Source organism: Erwinia sp. E_sp_B01_1, assembly GCF_036865545.1.
In the GTDB taxonomy this organism is placed as follows: domain Bacteria; phylum Pseudomonadota; class Gammaproteobacteria; order Enterobacterales; family Enterobacteriaceae; genus Erwinia.
The window spans coordinates 2191697-2207797 of record NZ_CP142208.1; the positions used below are offsets into that span (position 1 = coordinate 2191697).

Here is a 16101-nt window from a genome sequence, read left to right on the forward strand (position 1 = left end):
CTATTCCGGATGGCCAGGGTGAAGTAAAACAACAAAAACAAATAACCAAAGGGCGAAATAACAAATGGCGGTGGGGATAAATAAGCTGGAAACATTAAGAACCTGATATTTGCCAGGCTGCAATGCTAAGACGGATTTTCTATTTAGTTGCAGGCGTGAACTGTGAAATTCTCGCTGAATACTGAATAAGGAAAGCCTGAATGCCATACCAACTGAGCTTATTAGATCAAAGTCCCCTGGCTGAGGGGCAGACGCCGGAGCAGGCGCTGGTAGCCACGCTGAATTTTGCCCGTGAGGCAGAGCGGTTGGGGTATCACCGGCTTTGGGTCTCTGAGCATCACAACAGCGACCGGCTGGCAGGCAGCTCCCCGGAGGTGCTGATTGCCTGGCTGCTGGCCCAGACCAGCAGGCTGCGGATCGGTTCGGGCGGCGTGATGCTCCAGCATTACAGCCCTTATAAAGTGGCGGAGAATTTCCATCTGCTGGCCTCCCTGGCACCCGGCCGTGTGGATCTTGGCGTCGGCAAGGCGCCTGGCGGTCTGCCTCTCTCCACTCAGGCCTTGCGGGGTTCGTCAGGCGGACAACGGGATGATTTTGCCGGGCAACTTGCTCAACTTACCCACTATCTGAACCCGACAGAGCCCGATCCACAGGGTCTGGAAGCCCGTGCCTTACCGGCGCCCACTCAGCCGCCACAGCGATTTTTACTGGGTGCCAGTAAAGAGAGCGCAAAGCTGGCGGCAACCCTGGGCTGGCACTTCGTGTTCGCCGGATTTATTGCCACCTCTGAAGAGGTGATGACCGAATCCGTACTGGCCTACCATGAGTACGCCAGCGGGCAGGGCAAGGCCGTGATAAGCCTGGCTGCGCTGGCCGCAGAGACTCAGGAAGAGGCGGCATCGCTGGTCGCTGAACAGCATAACTACCGCGTGATCCTGGGCGAAAAGCACGTCACCGTGGGCACTCCTGAACAGGCTGAAGCTTTTGTACGTCAGTCCGGTGCCAGCGATGCACGGATAGAAAAGCAGGCGCTGAGCGTCCTGCACGGCACCGCCAGCCAGGTCCATCAACGTCTGGCTTCCCTGCACCAGCGTCTGAACGTCAGCGAATTTATTCTGCATACGCCTCTGGTCGATCCTGAGCTGCGTCTGCGTTCGATTGCATTGCTGGCCAACCAGCAGTAAGGAGATGTTATGAGTGCTACCCCGATAAAACTTGGCCTGATGCTGCACGGTGCAGGCGGGCACATGAACGCCTGGAGACATGAGAAAGCGCCGGCTGATGCCAGCGTTAACTTCCGCTACTTCACCGATCTGGCCCAGCGGGCCGAAGCGGCGCAGTTTGATTTTCTGTTCGTGGCGGACGGGCTGCATATCAATGAAAAATCCCTGCCGCATTTTCTTAACCGTTTTGAACCCATTGCGCTGTTGTCAGCACTGGCTTCAGTGACGCATAAGATCGGGCTGGCCGGCACAATTTCAACTTCCTACAGCGATCCCTTTACCGTCGCCAGGCAGCTCGCCTCGTTAGATAACATCAGTAATGGCCGGGCGGGCTGGAATGTGGTGACATCACCGCTGGCCGGATCTTCCAAAAATTTCGGCAAGGATCATCCGGAACACGCGCTGCGTTACCAGATTGCGGAAGAGTATATCGGCGTGGTGCAGGGGCTGTGGGATTCCTGGGAGGATGATGCGTTTATCCGCGATCGTCAGAGCGGGGTGTTCTTTGATGCGGCGAAACTGCACAAGCTCAACCATCAGGGGAAATTCTTCTCGGTGGAAGGGCCGTTAAATATCCAGCGTTCTCCTCAGGGCCAGCCGGTGATTTTCCAGGCCGGTGCTTCCGATACCGGTATAGCGCTGGCAGGCAAAACCGCTGAGGCGGTCTTTACCAATGCCCGCACGCTGGAAGAGGCCCGGCTTTATGCCACCAGATTACAGGCAGAAGCCGGTAAAAATCACCGGGATGTGCCGGGTATTTTCCCCGGTATCAGCCCGATCGTCGGGAAAACGCCAGAAGAAGCGGAAGAAAAATATCAGTATCTGCTGTCGCTGATCTCAGAAGAAGATGCGCTGGCCTATCTCGGCAGATTCTTTGACCACCATGATTTCAGCCAGTATCCGCTCGACGGGCCATTCCCGGAACTGGGCGAGCTGGGGCAAAACACCTTCCGCTCAACCACCGACAGCATCAAACGGCGGGCAAAAGAGCAGGGCGTGACGCTGAGGCAAATCGCTTTTGAAACAACGCTGCCAAGAGGCGAATTCTTTGGCACGCCGCAGCAGGTTGCGGAGACCTTTATCCGATGGGTGGAGCAGGGAGGAGCCAGTGGCTTTATTATCAGCGGGCCGGTGCTGGTGGAGGCGCTGGAGGATATCACTACCCAGGTTCTGCCGATCCTGGCGGAACGGGGTTACTGGCAGCCTTCAACAGAAACGACTCTGCGTGGCAGGCTGGCTATTCCATTCCGGGCTAACCGTTACACTGTAACGGAAACCGAATCAGCCAGCCCCGAAGCGCTGGCTGAGTGATCGTCCTTATTCAGGAATCTTGCCGCTTTTAGTCTGCTCGGAAGTGCCAAAGCCGGTGGCACCGTGTGCATGCTCGCCACCCCCTCCGTCCGGCGCAGTTGAATTGTCTGGCCTTGTTGCCAGGCATCTGCGCCTTTCAGCACCGGTTCAACAGGGATATCCTCGCGCGATTTGCGGATTTCGCGGGTATCCACTTTAAACCGGCGGTCGCGGTCAGCCAGCAGCCGGGGATCCAGCTGACCATCCTGGGTAAAGCCCATCATCAGAGCCGGAATGCCCAGCGGCAGGGTTTTATCGCGATCGGTGTGCCAGGTATGCCAGGTTTTACCATAGGTGGTAGAGAGGCGCGTCATCAGCGCATGTTCCGCCGCAGCAGGAAGGCCCGGCGCGATCAGCGATCCCGATTTCACCTCATAACGGTGGCTGTGCCAGAGCTTTTTCTCTTCCGGAGGCAGCGTGCGGAACAGACGCGCGCTGATGATATATTCAACGCCCATCAGATGCGCATCCCGCGTATTGCCGTCGTAGATCACCGCCTGCATCACATCTTCATTCAATACGGTGACATAATGGTGAGCTTCCATCTGACCATTCTTATCGCCGTCATAGAAATGAAAACCATCCAGATAGGCGTTAATGGCCTCTATCGGCGGCCTGGACTGCAGGGCATCAGCACCGGTATCCAGCACTTTCATCCCCGTGGACGTGGGCGCACCCGGAGCCTTAACATCGGTGGAAGAGTTGTTGGCATTACAGCCGGTCAGCAGGGCCAGAGAAACCAGGCCCATCAGGGTCAATTTACCAGTCACGTGAGGTTCCTTATTGGGTTTTCGCGTCAGATACCGCCTGCGCGGCACAGATCAGTGCCAGATGGCTGAGCCCCTGAGGCAGATTGCCGTACCAGTCCTGAGTTCGTACATCAAACATCTCATTGAATATCTCCACGTTGCCCTGGTCACACAGCGTGCTGAGGATCGCTTCCATAGCCTGCTCCGCGCGGGTGACTTCACCCATTGAGGCCCAGGCCTCAACCAGCCAGAAAGCGCAGGCCACAAAGGTGCTTTCCTCTTTCTCCACGCCGCTGTAGCGATAGAGCATCGGCGTGCCGCGACCCAGCTCCCGCAGAATAGCCTCATAGGTGGAGAGCATCCGCTGGGGGTTAACGCTGTTGCCATAGTGATGAACCAGGGCGACAGAAGCATCCAGTTGATCCTCGCTGCCGACATAAAACAGGTAAGCCTGTTTACTCTCAGACCAGCAGTGAGTTTCTATCCAGTCGCGGATGCGATCCCGCTCCCTTTGCCAGCGTCCCAGCCAGGTGGGTTCAATATGCTTGCTCTGCGCCATCGCCACAGCCCGATCCAGCGCCAGCCAGCAGGCCATTTTCGAGTGAGTATAGTGCTGCTCTTCAGGCAGTTCCCAGATGCCGGAATCTTTCTGCCGCCAGTGATCGGCACAGCAGTTAGCCAGCTCGCCCAGCATGCGGGAAGTGGCGATATCCAGTACGTGACCAGCCTCAATAAACCGCTGCGCAACGGCCAGCATATCTCCGTACATACTTAACTGAATCTGATCGCGGGCGTTGTTGCCAACCCGTACCGGCTGTGCGCCCTTGTACCCCTCAAGGGGGATCAGACGCTCTTCCGGTACCAGACCGCCCTCCAGGGTGTAGCAGGCCCGAAGTTTGACGCCGTGCCGGATAATAGTGTGGGTCAGCCAGGAGAAAGCGGCCTTGCAGTCTTCCAGCGCGCCGAGGAACACAAAGGATTTGATGATCAGACAGGCATCCCGCACCCAGGCGTAGCGATAATCGTAATTTTTCCCACTCTCCAGACCTTCTGGCAGAGAGCTGGTGGCTGCCGCCGCAAGCGCACCGGTTGGCGAGTACCAGAGAAATTTCAGAGACAGGGCGGAACGCTTTACGTGCAGAGGGTACAACCCGTCGTAACTCAGACTGTTTACCCAGTCACACCAGGCAAGATGGCTGGTTTCGATCCTCTGATCAATGGAGGCGAGTTCCGGTACCGCCAGCGGCTCTTTTTCAGTGGCCAGCAATGCGACCAGCGACCTTGAGCCAGGTGCCGTAATCAGCTGACCGATCACCTGTTCATCATCAAAATGGCTCAGTTCGATATCTTCACTGGTTCTGAGCATCGCCATCAAATCGGCGACATGAAAGACGTTGCCTTTTTCGGTATCTGCCAGCCACGGAGAGCGGGTTTCTGCTGCCGTTCCCAGGCGTAAACGCAGGTTTACCACCACATGACCTTCAACGCCTTCAATGCGCCGTGCCAGCTCACTCCAGGGAAGACGGCCAGCCAGCGTGCTGTTGATCGATTCGGTGATCAGGATCGAGCCGGTGGCGGTTTCAAACCGCGTTTCAAGGACGTTGCTGTCCTCACGGTACTTACGCTTTACGGTATAAGGCAGTTCGGGCTCAAGCTGAAAGTAGCCGCCGATCTCTTTATCCAGCACCCGGTCAAAAAGAGGGGGAGAGTCAAGATTGGGTGCGCACCACCAGTCGATTGATCCATCCGGTGCAATCAGCGCCACCGAGCGGCCTTCACCAATAGCGGCATAATCACCGAGTCCGGCATAGCCGTCCTGGCGAAGGGGGAGTGGTAGGTTTTATTTTCCACCTGGCATCATCCTTATCAGGGAAAGTCATACGCCGGCTGTAAAGGCCGTTGCAATGGCAACGGCCTTCAGGCTTCAGCAGAGCGCAAATCCGAAACAAGTGATAAGTATAGATAATATTTACAATTTTTCCCGCCGATGCGGAGATTAACGGCTGAAGAAGACCGCCTGTACGGGGTCCGGCAGCGCTCTTTTAGGGGAGAGAAGAAGGTGAGCTGGCTGGGGAGGATACAGCGAGCTGTCAGCTCTTTCCGCTACTGCGGGTTGTGGCCGGGTATATTCCTCCAGCCAGAGCTGGTAGGTGCGTTCAACCCTCATCAAATCAGCCTCTTTAGCCAGGTGACAGATAAAAAGCCGCGCGGGCGGTTCGGATCGGTCACGAACGTAGAGCTCATGAGGGGAAAGGCGTGAGTTATCAGCCGGAATAGCCAGGATCTGTACGTCAGTGAAGACGATCCGCGGCCACCTCGCCAGTCGAGTGAAAAAGTTATTTTTATCCATATTTCACCGGGAAAAGAGCATTTTATCAGAAGTGCAATGGGCAGACTCCTCTGCAAAACCAGGCACTGGCGCAATTCCCTGATAAAACCGGCACAATCCGGCAACTGGATAACTAAGACGAAGAGAGCACAGATGCGCTGCGTAAACGTTTGCGTCTGCCACAGGCTCTGTTTTTTGCTGATTGTAATTTAACCTCAGCTTTAGTCCAGTTAATTTCGGTCTTTAATACGGTAATCAGATTCTTCTGTGGAAACGCTTTCAGGCACAGGGGGGGCAGAGTGCCCTGAAGCACAGCCGCCAGCTTTACAGCCAAGGCTTTATAAAATCGTGAAACAGTAATTAGTTGCAGCCCAGCCTGATTTCGTTTCATGCTTACCGGGTCGATTCGATCTCTCTCAATCATTAAGGTACCGGGATGAAAAATATTGGATTTCTCTCATTTGGTCACTGGACGCCTTCACCGCAGTCGGCCACGCAGTCTGCGGCTGATGCGCTGTTGCAATCCATCGATCTTGCCGTTGCAGCCGAAGAACTGGGCGCAGATGGCGCCTATTTCCGCGTGCATCACTTCGCCCGCCAGCTCAGCGCGCCGTTTCCTCTGCTGGCCGCCGTAGGCGCAAAAACCAGCCGCATTGAAATTGGCACCGGCGTGATCGACATGCGCTATGAGAACCCGCTCTATATGGCGGAGGATGCGGGCGTTGCCGATCTGATCAGTGGCGGCAGGCTGCAACTGGGGATCAGCCGGGGGTCACCGGAACAGGTGGTGGAAGGCTGGCGCTACTTTGGCTATGAACCGCAGGCAGGGGAAAGCGATGCGGATATGGGGCGTCGTCATACCGAGAGATTGCTGGAGGTGCTGAAGGGCGAAGGTTTTGCCAAACCGAACCCGCAGCCAATGTTTCCTAACCCTCCCGGCCTGCTGAGGCCGGAACCTTTTTCTGCCGGGCTTCGCGATCGCATCTGGTGGGGTTCCGGCTCCGATGCAACGGCTGTCTGGGCTGCAAAACTGGGGATGAATCTGCAAAGTTCGACGCTGAAAGATGATGAAACCGGCGAGCCTTTCCATATTCAGCAGGCTAAGCAGATCCGTGCTTACCGTGCAGCCTGGCAGGAAGCAGGGCACACACGTACACCGCGCGTTTCGGTCAGCCGCAGCATTTTTGCTTTGATGAACGCAACAGATCGCGCTTATTTTGGTTCGAGCCGTGAAGGTGGCGATCAGATCGGCTATCTGGATGAGAAGACCCGGGCTATCTTTGGCCGCAGCTATGCCGCTGAACCAGAAGCGCTGATTGCGCAGTTAGCCAAAGACGAAGCGATTGCTGAAGCAGATACGCTGCTGTTGACCATCCCGAACCAGCTTGGCGTCGACTACTGTGCGCATGTAATGGAAAGTATCCTGAAACATGTTGCGCCAGCACTGGGCTGGCGCGACTAAAGCTGTTTGCTGCTGCGGTGATAATGCGCCAGCCTGGCGCTGGCGCAGATGAAGCAAAATTTGCAGGAAAGGCACCTTTCAGGGCAGGGGATGGCTGCCTGTCATGGCGAATAGCCGGTGCCGGGAGTGACTGATTCCCGACACCGCAAAGGAGGATTCTCGCTTTCCGACTACTGGGCGTCGGTAGAGGTGCTGTCTGTAGCTGAACTCTGAGTCGTCTCAGTCGTCGTCGACTGGGTGGTGCTCTGAGTAGTTTCAGTCGTAGTCGGCTGAGTGGTGCTCTGAGTCGTGTCAGTCGTAGTCGGCTGAGTGGTGCTCTGAGTCGTGTCAGTCGTAGTTGGCTGAGTGGTGCTCTGAGTTGTGTCAGTCGTAGTTGGCTGAGTGGTGCTCTGAGTTGTGTCAGTCGTAGTTGGCTGGGTGGTGCTCTGGGTAGTTTCAGTCGTAGTCGGCTGGGTGGTGCTCTGGGTAGTCTCAGTGGTCGTAGTGGCCGGCTGCGTGGTTCCGGATGCCGTGGTTCCCCGCTGAATGACTTCGCCCGAGGCAGCCTGAGTGCTGTCAGTCGTTGCAGCAGCAGGTGACGTTGTCACGGACGTGCTCTGCGGAGTATTAGCTGATGCCACGCTTATGCTGTCGCCCGGTGTCGCCTGAACGGTTGCCGCATTTTGACTGGCTTCTGCCGGGGCTTCCGGTTGAACAGGTTCCGGTGCCGGTTTTGGCTTAACAGGGAGCTTAGTGACCCCTTCATTCACAAATACCGGCTTGGTCTTGGTCACCGAATAGGCTACCTGCGTCAGTTCACCGGGTTTAGTGGTGATCTCTACCGGCTCAATAGTCACCCGACCCAGGCCAAGCATGGTGGCAGCATAGCCCCCCACCTTATGTTTTCCCGCAGGCACGCTGATCTGATTAGACTGACCGGCAATCAGCGGGCCCGCGTCATTACCATCAATAGTCAGAAAGATATCGGACCCATCATCAGCACGGGTAACCACATGTGATACCGTTATTTGCGATGGACCCTGAAAATAGTTTTCAGGCTGATCGCTCGAGGTCTGCTGTTTTGCGCAGCCGGTGAGCGTAATGGCGGCCGTTACCGCGGCCAGGGTGAAACGATAAGACATCATACCTCGCTATCCTGCAATGCTTTGAAGGGACCATTTTACCGTTACTGACCCGGGATAAACAGCAGTTAAACGTTAGGGTTGTTCTCAAAAATTATCAGGATGTGCTCTTGCCCTGCAGCGCCTGATTATCCAGCAGTTATGTTTTCCAGCGCCCTTGGTTATACCTTCTGCTGGTTCCGAATTCAGGCTTTGCCAACGCCCAACATAGGGATCGCTACTGCCCAGGCCCCAACAGTCCTGAAGGCAGATGAATCTCATTCTCAAATAAGGTAAATTAGCCGTCGGTAAAATGAAAAAAATAGTCTGTTTTCCGTAAGTTTTCAGGGAGTAATACCGGTATGAAGGAGAGGGTTGCTCCTGTTCATCTTCTGGTGGTTGATGACCACCGCAAAATTCGTGAACCGCTGGCTGTCTGGCTGCGTCGCCAGGGCTACACCGTGCTGACGGCTGAAAACGCCGAAACACTGTGGCTGATGTTGCGCGCAAGGCCTTTTGATTTGATCGTGCTGGACGTGATGTTGCCAGATGGCGATGGCATGGTGCTCTGCCAACAAATTCAACGCCGCAGTAAAACACCTGTGATATTGCTGACGGCCAGGGACACGGTTGCCGACCGGATTGCCGGACTGGACTACGGTGCCGATGACTATGTGGTCAAGCCCTTTGAGCCGCGGGAATTGTTAGCCCGTATTCAGAGCGTATTACGCAGAGCGGGGCAAAACACCCTTGCAGCGCCTTCTGCCTTACCGGTGCGCAACTACGCTTTCTCCGGCCTCAGCTTTGACCCCGCCTCGCGCAGGCTGACCCACCACACAGGGGAAGAGAGGCTGCTCAGCACGATGGAAGGCAAATTCCTGACGGCCTTTCTTGACCATCCTCACACCGTGCTCAGCAGAGAAATCCTGATCGACAAATGTATTACGCCGGGTAATGAGGTCTTTGACCGTGCCATTGACCGGCAGGTGAGCCGCCTGAGGACCAAACTGCTGCAATTGCTGCCGGATAAGATGCTGCTTATCACCGTCTGGGGAGAAGGCTATTCGCTGGTCTCAGAGGTTAAGGTTGCATAATGGATCTGGTGAAAAAATTCTGGCCACGTCAGATGGTCGCACAACTGGTGTTGCTGCTGCTGGTGGCGTTACTGCTGGCTAATCTGATAGCCGTGACCGGCACGCAACTGACCGGCAGTTTACTGCATCCCCTTTCAAGATCGCTGGCCGTGGAGCGGCTGAGCGTGGCGTATCAGATGGCACGACAGCTCTCTTCTGCGGATGAGTTGCCCGGACTCACTGAACAACGTGAGGATGGAGCGCGGTTCTGGCTGGCAAAGGATCCTGAAGTCCCGGCTTTTGCCCTGCGAAGCGAAGAGCGCCAGTTAAGAGAGGAACTCATGCGCCAGCTTGCCTTGTCCTCTGCAACCCTGGTCACCATGCAACTGGAGCGCACCGATGGCGGTCTGGCCCGCAGCTCAGTGTTCAGCGCCTCACGCTGGTCTCCTCTGCGTCTGCGCAGCAGCGTGAAGCTGCCCGACGGTCGCTTTCTCAATGGGGTTCAGCCGGTGATCCAGGCCTATGAGTGGGGCCGCCTGCTTTCGTGGTCGCTTCCGGTAGCCAGCGTGCCGCTGATCCTGATCAGCATCTTCTTTATCTTCCGGGTAGTCCGGCCAATCAGAACGCTGGCGGTCGCCACTGACCGGTTAAGCCGCGGCGAGTGGACAACCCCGCTGCCGCTTACCGGGCCCAGTGAAGCCCGCGATCTGACCCGTTCTTTTAATCTGATGCAGATCAGGCTGGCGCGGCACATTGAAAGCCGTACCGGAATGCTGGCCGCAATGAGCCACGATCTCAATACCCCTCTCACCGAGTTAAGACTTCAGGTGGAGCTGCTGGAAGCCGGGCAGACGCGTGAGGATATGCTGGAAAGCCTGAACGATCTCCGTGCGATGGTCAGTGAAACGCTGAACTTTATCCGGGGCGAAAGCAGCCAGGAGTGTTCACAGCGCTGTTCGCTAAGCCTGATGTTAGCGGAGATGGTTCGAAGATACCGGTTACAGGGCAAAGCGGTAAGCTGGCAGGGGCCGGAACAGACAGAGATTATTTGCCGTCCACTGGCCCTGAAAAGGGCGCTGGGAAATCTGATTGATAATGCGCTGGCCTATGCGGGCGACGCCACTCTGGTGCTGACCAGCCTGCCAGAGGGAATTTGCATTGAGGTTCTGGATCACGGGCCGGGTATCGCTGCCGAAAATCTTCTTCAGGCGTTCGAACCTTTCGTCCGCTTCGGCGAACAACGGCTGAATCAATCCGTCACTTCCGGAGGCGGCCTTGGCCTGGGCTTATCCATTGCCCGCGCCTGCATTCATGCCCACGGGGGCGAGCTGACGCTGGAAAATCGCCCGCCCGCCGGTCTTTGTGCCGTGGTGTTACTGCCGGATGGCATCAGAAATCAATGCTGATACCGCCCCAGAAGGTTCGCCCGTAGTTCACCGTGCCATAGGTTTCATCATCCAGACGTTTGTCGCCCAGGTTATAGACCGCGCCGTTTAACGTGACGGTGCGGGTCAACTTGTGGGAGACCCCAATATCCGCCGTAATGTAATCCGGGGCCGGTTCTTCACTGACGGTGGTGCCATATTCTTTGCCGTAATAATTTGCTGAAGCCCACAACTGCGTATCGCCGGTGACCTCCCACTCCGATTTAACGCTCGCCTTATGTTTTGGCGTCAGCGCCAGTGGCGCGCCGGAATTGGTGCCGCTTCTCTGTTCCGAGTCGATAAAGGTGTAATTGCCTTTCAGCGAGAGTGCCGGCGCGATCTGCCAGCTACCGGTCAGTTCAGCCCCTTTGATCACGGCTTCGTCGATGTTGATCCTTTCCATCACCAGATAGCCGTTCCAGCGGTCGGTGGTGGTCAGCGTTGAGAGTTTGTCTTTGAAGTCATTGTAAAAGACCGTGGCGCTGGCTGAGAGGTCATCCCGGTTTGACCACATGGCGGAAAGTTCATAATTGGTGCTGGTTTCAGGTTTAAGATCCGGATTCCCGAGCATGGCCCAGGTATTACGACGCAGCACGGCATAGCCATCAATAACCGCCCGGATTTCCGGCGCTTTAAACCCTCGTGCCACGCCGCCTTTTACCGTCCACTCATCCGTGACATACCAGGTGCCGTAAAGCCGTGGACTGTAGTGATTACCGTATTGCTCGTGGTTATCCAGCCGCAGGCCGCCAGTCAGGGTAAAAGATTCCGCCAGCCGCCACTCATCTTCCATAAACAGCGCTCTCTGCACCACGCTGTAGCGATGATCTTCGCGGGTGCCGTCCCCCTGATTCCAGTCTTTAAGCTCATTTTCCTGCCACTGTGCGCCCACCGTCGTGATGTTATAGAGGGTAGGGATCACCAGTTTGGCATCAAACACGCTGTTTTTGATGGTGGGTTTACGGCCCAGCACATCGGTCTGGCTGGCGCTTGCCAGCCCTTCACGGCTGGTTTTTTCCTGAGAAAAAGCCAGGCTGGAGGTCGCCCAGTCCCAGCGCCCTTCGTGTGACAGTGACCAGTGATCGCGGTTATTTTTCTGTTCACGCGTTGCCCAGTTGGCGCTCAACCCGTCACCATTTTTCAGGCGGCTGGCACCTGCTTCCAGCAGATAGTCCTGTTGCGCATCCGGCGTAAAGGCCAGGCGGGCGGTGATGTCTTTATGATCGGCCTGAGTAAAGCCGTTGGTCTCCTGCACATTCTCATCGCCCTGGCGATTAAGATAGCGGCCCCAGAGCTGGAGCCCGAGCAGATCGTCAACCAGCGGCCCGTTCAGGAAAAACTGAGAGTTACTGGCGTTACCCTGATCGCGATGCTGGCGTGCGGAGTAGTCCCAGGAGAGCGTTCCGCCCCAGGATTTTGAGACTTTGCGGGTGATGATGTTAATGACACCGCCGATGGCATCCGAACCGTACAGCGAAGACATCGGGCCACGAATCACCTCAATGCGCTCAATGGCCGCAGCGGGAGGAACGAAGCTCTGTTCGTAACCGGCATTGCCATTGACGCGGGAGTCACGACCGCCCTGACGCTTGCCATCCACCAGCAGAAGAGTGTAATCGCCGGGCATGCCGCGAACAGAGATATCATTTTCATTAGCCGCACCGTTCACCACCACACCTTCCACATCGCGCAGCGCGTCACCGAGGTTTTGCACAGATCTTTTACGCAGCTCTTCACCGGGGATGACGGTAACGGAAGCGGGAGCATCCTCAATACGCTGCTCATAACCGGTGGCGGTCACCACCATTGTCTCCTGTTGAGGTTCCGGCTCTTCGGCCAGGGCGACAGCGGGAAAGAGCAGGGCAAGGCCGATCAGTTCAGCCAGGGTACGAAGCTTAAGGGGGGAAGCGGTCATGTCGGTCGTCCGTGTTTAAAAACGCGAATAATACTCATCCGCATCAGTAAATATTGGACAAAGTGAGACAGGTTTTCAGGCTGGATACCGGCATACATGAAAGGTATTTAGTACAGAAAAGCAGATTTAGTGGCAGAATTGAGGCCAGCCATTTTGGCGAAAATTTAGCACCGGGTTGTCGCTGCGCTATAAATTTCCCCTCCCCGGTGTTTTTGGAACGCATGAATTAACCTGCAGGAATGCAGAATTTGTACCCGCCCGATAAAAGGAACAGGCACCTGATGTTTTCTCACTTTTTTATTTATCGCCCGGTCTTTGCCTGGGTCATTGCCATTTTGGTTATGCTGCTTGGCGCGCTTTCCATCACCTTGTTACCCGTTGAACAATACCCTGACGTGGCGCCGCCGTCGGTCAGTATCAGCGCCTCTTATACCGGCGCATCAGCAGAGACGCTGGAAAACAGCGTTACCCAGGTCATTGAGCAACAGCTTACCGGCCTGGATAATCTGCTCTATTTCACTTCCAGCAGCAGCTCACAGGGCAATGTGACGGTAACGGTGACCTTCAGCCAGGGCACCGATCCGGATACGGCTCAGGTGCAGGTGCAAAACAAAGTTCAGCAGGCGCTTACCCGGTTGCCCAGTGAAGTTCAGCAGCTTGGTGTGACGGTCACCAAATCGCAGTCAAACTTTTTACTGGTTATGGGGCTGTACGACACCAGCGGTAAAAGCAACAGCACCGACATCGGGGACTGGCTGGTCAGTAATATGCAGGAGCCGCTCGCCAGGATCGAAGGGGTGGGCGATATCCAGGTGTTTGGCGGGCAGTACGCCATGCGTATCTGGCTTGATCCGTTTAAACTCAATGCCTACGCGCTACAGCCTTCCGATGTGACCACGGCGATCCGCTCTCAGAATATTCAGGTTTCAGCCGGGAAAATCGGCGGGCTTCCTTCGCCAGAAAATCAGCAGCTTACTGCCACCGTCCGCGCGCAGTCACGCCTGCAAACGCCGGATGAGTTCCGTAACATCATTATCAAAAGCGATAAGAGCGGCGCGATCGTCCGGGTGGGCGATGTGGCAAGGGTTGAGCTGGGCGGTGAATCCTATGATATGACCACGCGCCTCAACGGTCATCCTGCCGCAGGTATCGGCGTGATGCTGGCTCCGGGGGCGAATGCACTGGATGCAGCGACGCTGGTAAAACAGAAGGTCGAAGAGTACAGGCACTCCATGCCAGCCGGCTATGAAATTGCCTATGCGCTCGACAGCACCGACTTTATAAAAATTTCCGTAGAAGATGTGGTCATTACCCTGATTGAAGCGATCGCGCTGGTGGTGGTGGTGATGTATCTGTTCCTGCAGAATCTTCGGGCGACGCTGATCCCGGCACTGGCGGTTCCCGTAGTGTTACTGGGAACCTTTGGCGTACTGGCACTGTGCGGCTATACCATCAATACATTGACCCTGTTTGCGATGGTACTGGCGATCGGCTTGCTGGTGGATGATGCGATTGTGGTGGTGGAAAACGTCGAGCGCATCATGCATGACGAGGGGTTGCCCGCCAGGGAGGCCACAGAAAAGTCGATGAAAGAGATTTCCGGCGCGCTGGTGGCTATCGCGCTGGTACTTTCAGCGGTGTTTCTGCCGATGGCGTTCTTTGCGGGTTCCACCGGGGTAATTTACCGGCAGTTTTCCGTCACGATCATTGCCGCTATGGCCTTTTCCGTGCTGGTGGCGCTGACGTTAACGCCCGCGCTTTGCGGCATGTTATTGAAGCCCGTTAAGCCGCACCGGACAGGGTTTTTCGGCGGGTTTAACCGCTTTTATGAGGCGACAGAGCGTAAGTATCGCCATAAGGTGCTCAGCACGCTGCGCCGCCCGCTGATTATGGTCTCAATTTATGCCGCTTTGGGGCTGATGCTGTTTGTGATGTTTACCCGCCTGCCGGGCAGCTTTTTGCCGACAGAGGATCAGGGCAGCATCATGCTTCAGGCAACGCTTCCGGCGGGCGCTACCGCCAGCAGAACCGAGGCAGTAAATAAGCAGATTGTTGACTGGTTCCTCACGGAAGAGAAAGAGAATATCGACGTCGTGTTCACCATCAACGGCTTTAACTTCAGCGGGGCTGCTCAGAATGCTGGCATGGCTTTTATCAAGCTTAAAAACTGGGACCAGCGAGCAGGGAGAGAAAACTCAGCCGAAGCGATAGCCGCCCGCGCTACGGTTGCACTTTCAGGCATCCGGGATGCGCAGATCTTCGCGCTGACGCCGCCTTCTGTGCCAGGTCTGGGCCAGAACAATGGCTTTACCTATGAACTGCTGGCCAGCGGCGGCACCACGAGAGGCGAACTGGAGAGCCTGCGCGATCGGCTGTTGCAGCAGGCTTCGCAGAGTCCGGTACTCTCTGGCGTGCGGGCCAATATCCTGCCGCAGACGCCACAGCTTCAGATTGATATCGACACCAATAAAGCGGTTGCGCTGGGGCTGCAGCTGGATGACGTGACCGACACGCTGACCAGCGCCTGGGGCGGGGCCTATATCAATGACTTTATCGACCGTGGCCGCGTGAAGCGTGTTTATGTTCAGGGTGACAGCGAATACCGCTCTGCACCAGCCGACCTCGACAAATGGTTTGTTCGCAACAGCGAAGGGGGCATGACGCCGTTCTCTGCTTTTGCAACGACGCGCTGGACGATGGGGCCGGAAAGTCTTAACCGGTATAACGGCTCTGCATCCTATGAAATTCAGGGTCAGAATGCCGAAGGTTACAGCTCCGGTGACGCCATGACGACGATGGAACAGCTGGCAAATGCCTTACCTGCTGGCACCACAGGCGCATGGAGCGGGCTTTCGTTGCAGGAGAAGCAGGCTGGCGGTCAGTCAACCGCGCTTTACGCTATTTCGGTACTGGTCGTGTTCCTCTGCCTGGCCGCGCTGTATGAGAGCTGGTCCGTACCGTTCTCCGTGCTGCTGGCCGTTCCGCTGGGCGTGCTGGGAACGGTGCTGGCGATAGCGCTGCGTGGGCTGAGCAACGACATCTATTTCCAGGTGGCTTTGCTCACTACCGTGGGGCTGACCTCAAAGAACGCGATTCTGATTATTGAATTTGCGGAGGATGCGGTGAAGCAGGGACGTTCACTGAGTGCTGCGGCGCTTCAGGCGGCCCGAACGCGTCTGCGTCCGATCATGATGACCTCACTGGCGTTTATTGCAGGCGTGGTTCCGCTTGCTGTAGCAACCGGTGCGGGTGCTAACAGCCGTATTGCCATCGGCACTGGTATTATTGGCGGCACGCTGGCCGGAACGGTGCTGGCTTTGTTCTTCGTCCCGCTGTTCTTTGTTCTGGTGAAGCGCTACTTAACGCGGCATCACTCCTCAAAGCAACAAACTAAAAAGTAGCAGTGCAAAGATGCAGCCTGTACGCGAACGTACAGGCTGCATCATCAGGCTTGCTTCCAACCAGGGATGATCTGG

At 56.2% G+C, this 16101-nt stretch carries 9 protein-coding genes and 2 pseudogenes; 6 read left to right on the plus strand and 5 right to left on the minus strand.

Annotated features, from left to right (window positions below):
- Nucleotides 1-200: 200 nt before the first annotated feature.
- The gene (locus VRC33_RS10525) at nucleotides 201-1184 is read left to right on the plus strand and encodes an LLM class flavin-dependent oxidoreductase (RefSeq protein WP_338563591.1); all 984 of its coding nucleotides are present in this window, start codon (nucleotides 201-203) and stop codon (nucleotides 1182-1184) included.
- Between the two features lie 9 nt (nucleotides 1185-1193).
- The gene (locus VRC33_RS10530; RefSeq protein ID WP_338563593.1) at nucleotides 1194-2534 is read left to right on the plus strand and encodes an LLM class flavin-dependent oxidoreductase; all 1341 of its coding nucleotides are present in this window, start codon (nucleotides 1194-1196) and stop codon (nucleotides 2532-2534) included.
- A gap of 6 nt (nucleotides 2535-2540) precedes the next feature.
- Here VRC33_RS10530 and VRC33_RS10535 read toward each other — a convergent pair.
- From VRC33_RS10535 to VRC33_RS10545, 3 genes and pseudogenes are all read right to left on the minus strand, one after another.
- Nucleotides 2541-3322: pseudogene (locus VRC33_RS10535) on the minus strand (OBAP family protein).
- A 31-nt stretch (nucleotides 3323-3353) separates the two neighbouring features.
- Nucleotides 3354-5173 (minus strand): annotated as a pseudogene (locus VRC33_RS10540) (glycoside hydrolase family 15 protein).
- Nucleotides 5174-5318: 145 nt separating this feature from the next.
- Complete coding sequence (locus tag VRC33_RS10545; protein WP_338563595.1) at nucleotides 5319-5672, minus strand: hypothetical protein; 354 nt, start codon at nucleotides 5670-5672, stop codon at nucleotides 5319-5321.
- 415 nt (nucleotides 5673-6087) lie between these two features.
- Between VRC33_RS10545 and VRC33_RS10550 the strand changes: the two genes are divergently transcribed.
- The gene (locus VRC33_RS10550) at nucleotides 6088-7113 is read left to right on the plus strand and encodes an LLM class flavin-dependent oxidoreductase (RefSeq protein WP_338563598.1); all 1026 of its coding nucleotides are present in this window, start codon (nucleotides 6088-6090) and stop codon (nucleotides 7111-7113) included.
- 170 nt (nucleotides 7114-7283) lie between these two features.
- Here VRC33_RS10550 and VRC33_RS10555 read toward each other — a convergent pair whose 3' ends face one another.
- Nucleotides 7284-8237, minus strand: coding sequence for a hypothetical protein (locus tag VRC33_RS10555; RefSeq protein ID WP_338563599.1), 954 nt, complete (start codon nucleotides 8235-8237; stop codon nucleotides 7284-7286).
- Between the two features lie 338 nt (nucleotides 8238-8575).
- On the opposite strand from VRC33_RS10555, the gene VRC33_RS10560 reads away from it, so the two are divergent.
- On the plus strand, nucleotides 8576-9307 hold the full coding sequence (locus VRC33_RS10560; protein WP_338563600.1) for a response regulator transcription factor: 732 nt from the start codon (nucleotides 8576-8578) through the stop codon (nucleotides 9305-9307).
- Nucleotides 9307-10692: a HAMP domain-containing sensor histidine kinase gene (locus VRC33_RS10565; RefSeq protein WP_338563602.1), complete on the plus strand. Its 1386-nt coding sequence runs from the start codon at nucleotides 9307-9309 to the stop codon at nucleotides 10690-10692. Before VRC33_RS10560 ends, VRC33_RS10565 begins: the two co-directional genes overlap by 1 nt.
- Here the strand turns inward: VRC33_RS10565 and VRC33_RS10570 are convergent.
- Nucleotides 10676-12625 (minus strand): TonB-dependent receptor, encoded by a 1950-nt coding sequence (locus tag VRC33_RS10570; protein WP_338576996.1) that lies wholly within the window; start codon nucleotides 12623-12625, stop codon nucleotides 10676-10678. The two genes, VRC33_RS10565 and VRC33_RS10570, sit on opposite strands and share 17 nt — an antisense overlap.
- 281 nt (nucleotides 12626-12906) lie before the next feature.
- Here VRC33_RS10570 and VRC33_RS10575 point away from each other — a divergent pair, with 281 nt between their 5' ends.
- A complete protein-coding gene (locus VRC33_RS10575; RefSeq protein ID WP_338563607.1) occupies nucleotides 12907-16026 on the plus strand; it encodes an efflux RND transporter permease subunit in 3120 nt (1039 codons plus the stop codon).
- Nucleotides 16027-16101 lie beyond the last annotated feature (75 nt).

Coding starts and splice junctions, on each gene's coding strand:
- VRC33_RS10565 (WP_338563602.1), top strand. CDS start 9,307: ATGGATCTGGTGAAAAAATTCTGGCCACGTCAGATGGTCGCACAACTG.
- VRC33_RS10530 (WP_338563593.1), top strand. CDS start 1,194: ATGAGTGCTACCCCGATAAAACTTGGCCTGATGCTGCACGGTGCAGGC.
- VRC33_RS10560 (WP_338563600.1), top strand. CDS start 8,576: ATGAAGGAGAGGGTTGCTCCTGTTCATCTTCTGGTGGTTGATGACCAC.
- VRC33_RS10555 (WP_338563599.1), bottom strand. CDS start 8,237: ATGATGTCTTATCGTTTCACCCTGGCCGCGGTAACGGCCGCCATTACG.
- VRC33_RS10525 (WP_338563591.1), top strand. CDS start 201: ATGCCATACCAACTGAGCTTATTAGATCAAAGTCCCCTGGCTGAGGGG.
- VRC33_RS10570 (WP_338576996.1), bottom strand. CDS start 12,625: ATGACCGCTTCCCCCCTTAAGCTTCGTACCCTGGCTGAACTGATCGGC.
- VRC33_RS10575 (WP_338563607.1), top strand. CDS start 12,907: ATGTTTTCTCACTTTTTTATTTATCGCCCGGTCTTTGCCTGGGTCATT.
- VRC33_RS10550 (WP_338563598.1), top strand. CDS start 6,088: ATGAAAAATATTGGATTTCTCTCATTTGGTCACTGGACGCCTTCACCG.
- VRC33_RS10545 (WP_338563595.1), bottom strand. CDS start 5,672: ATGGATAAAAATAACTTTTTCACTCGACTGGCGAGGTGGCCGCGGATC.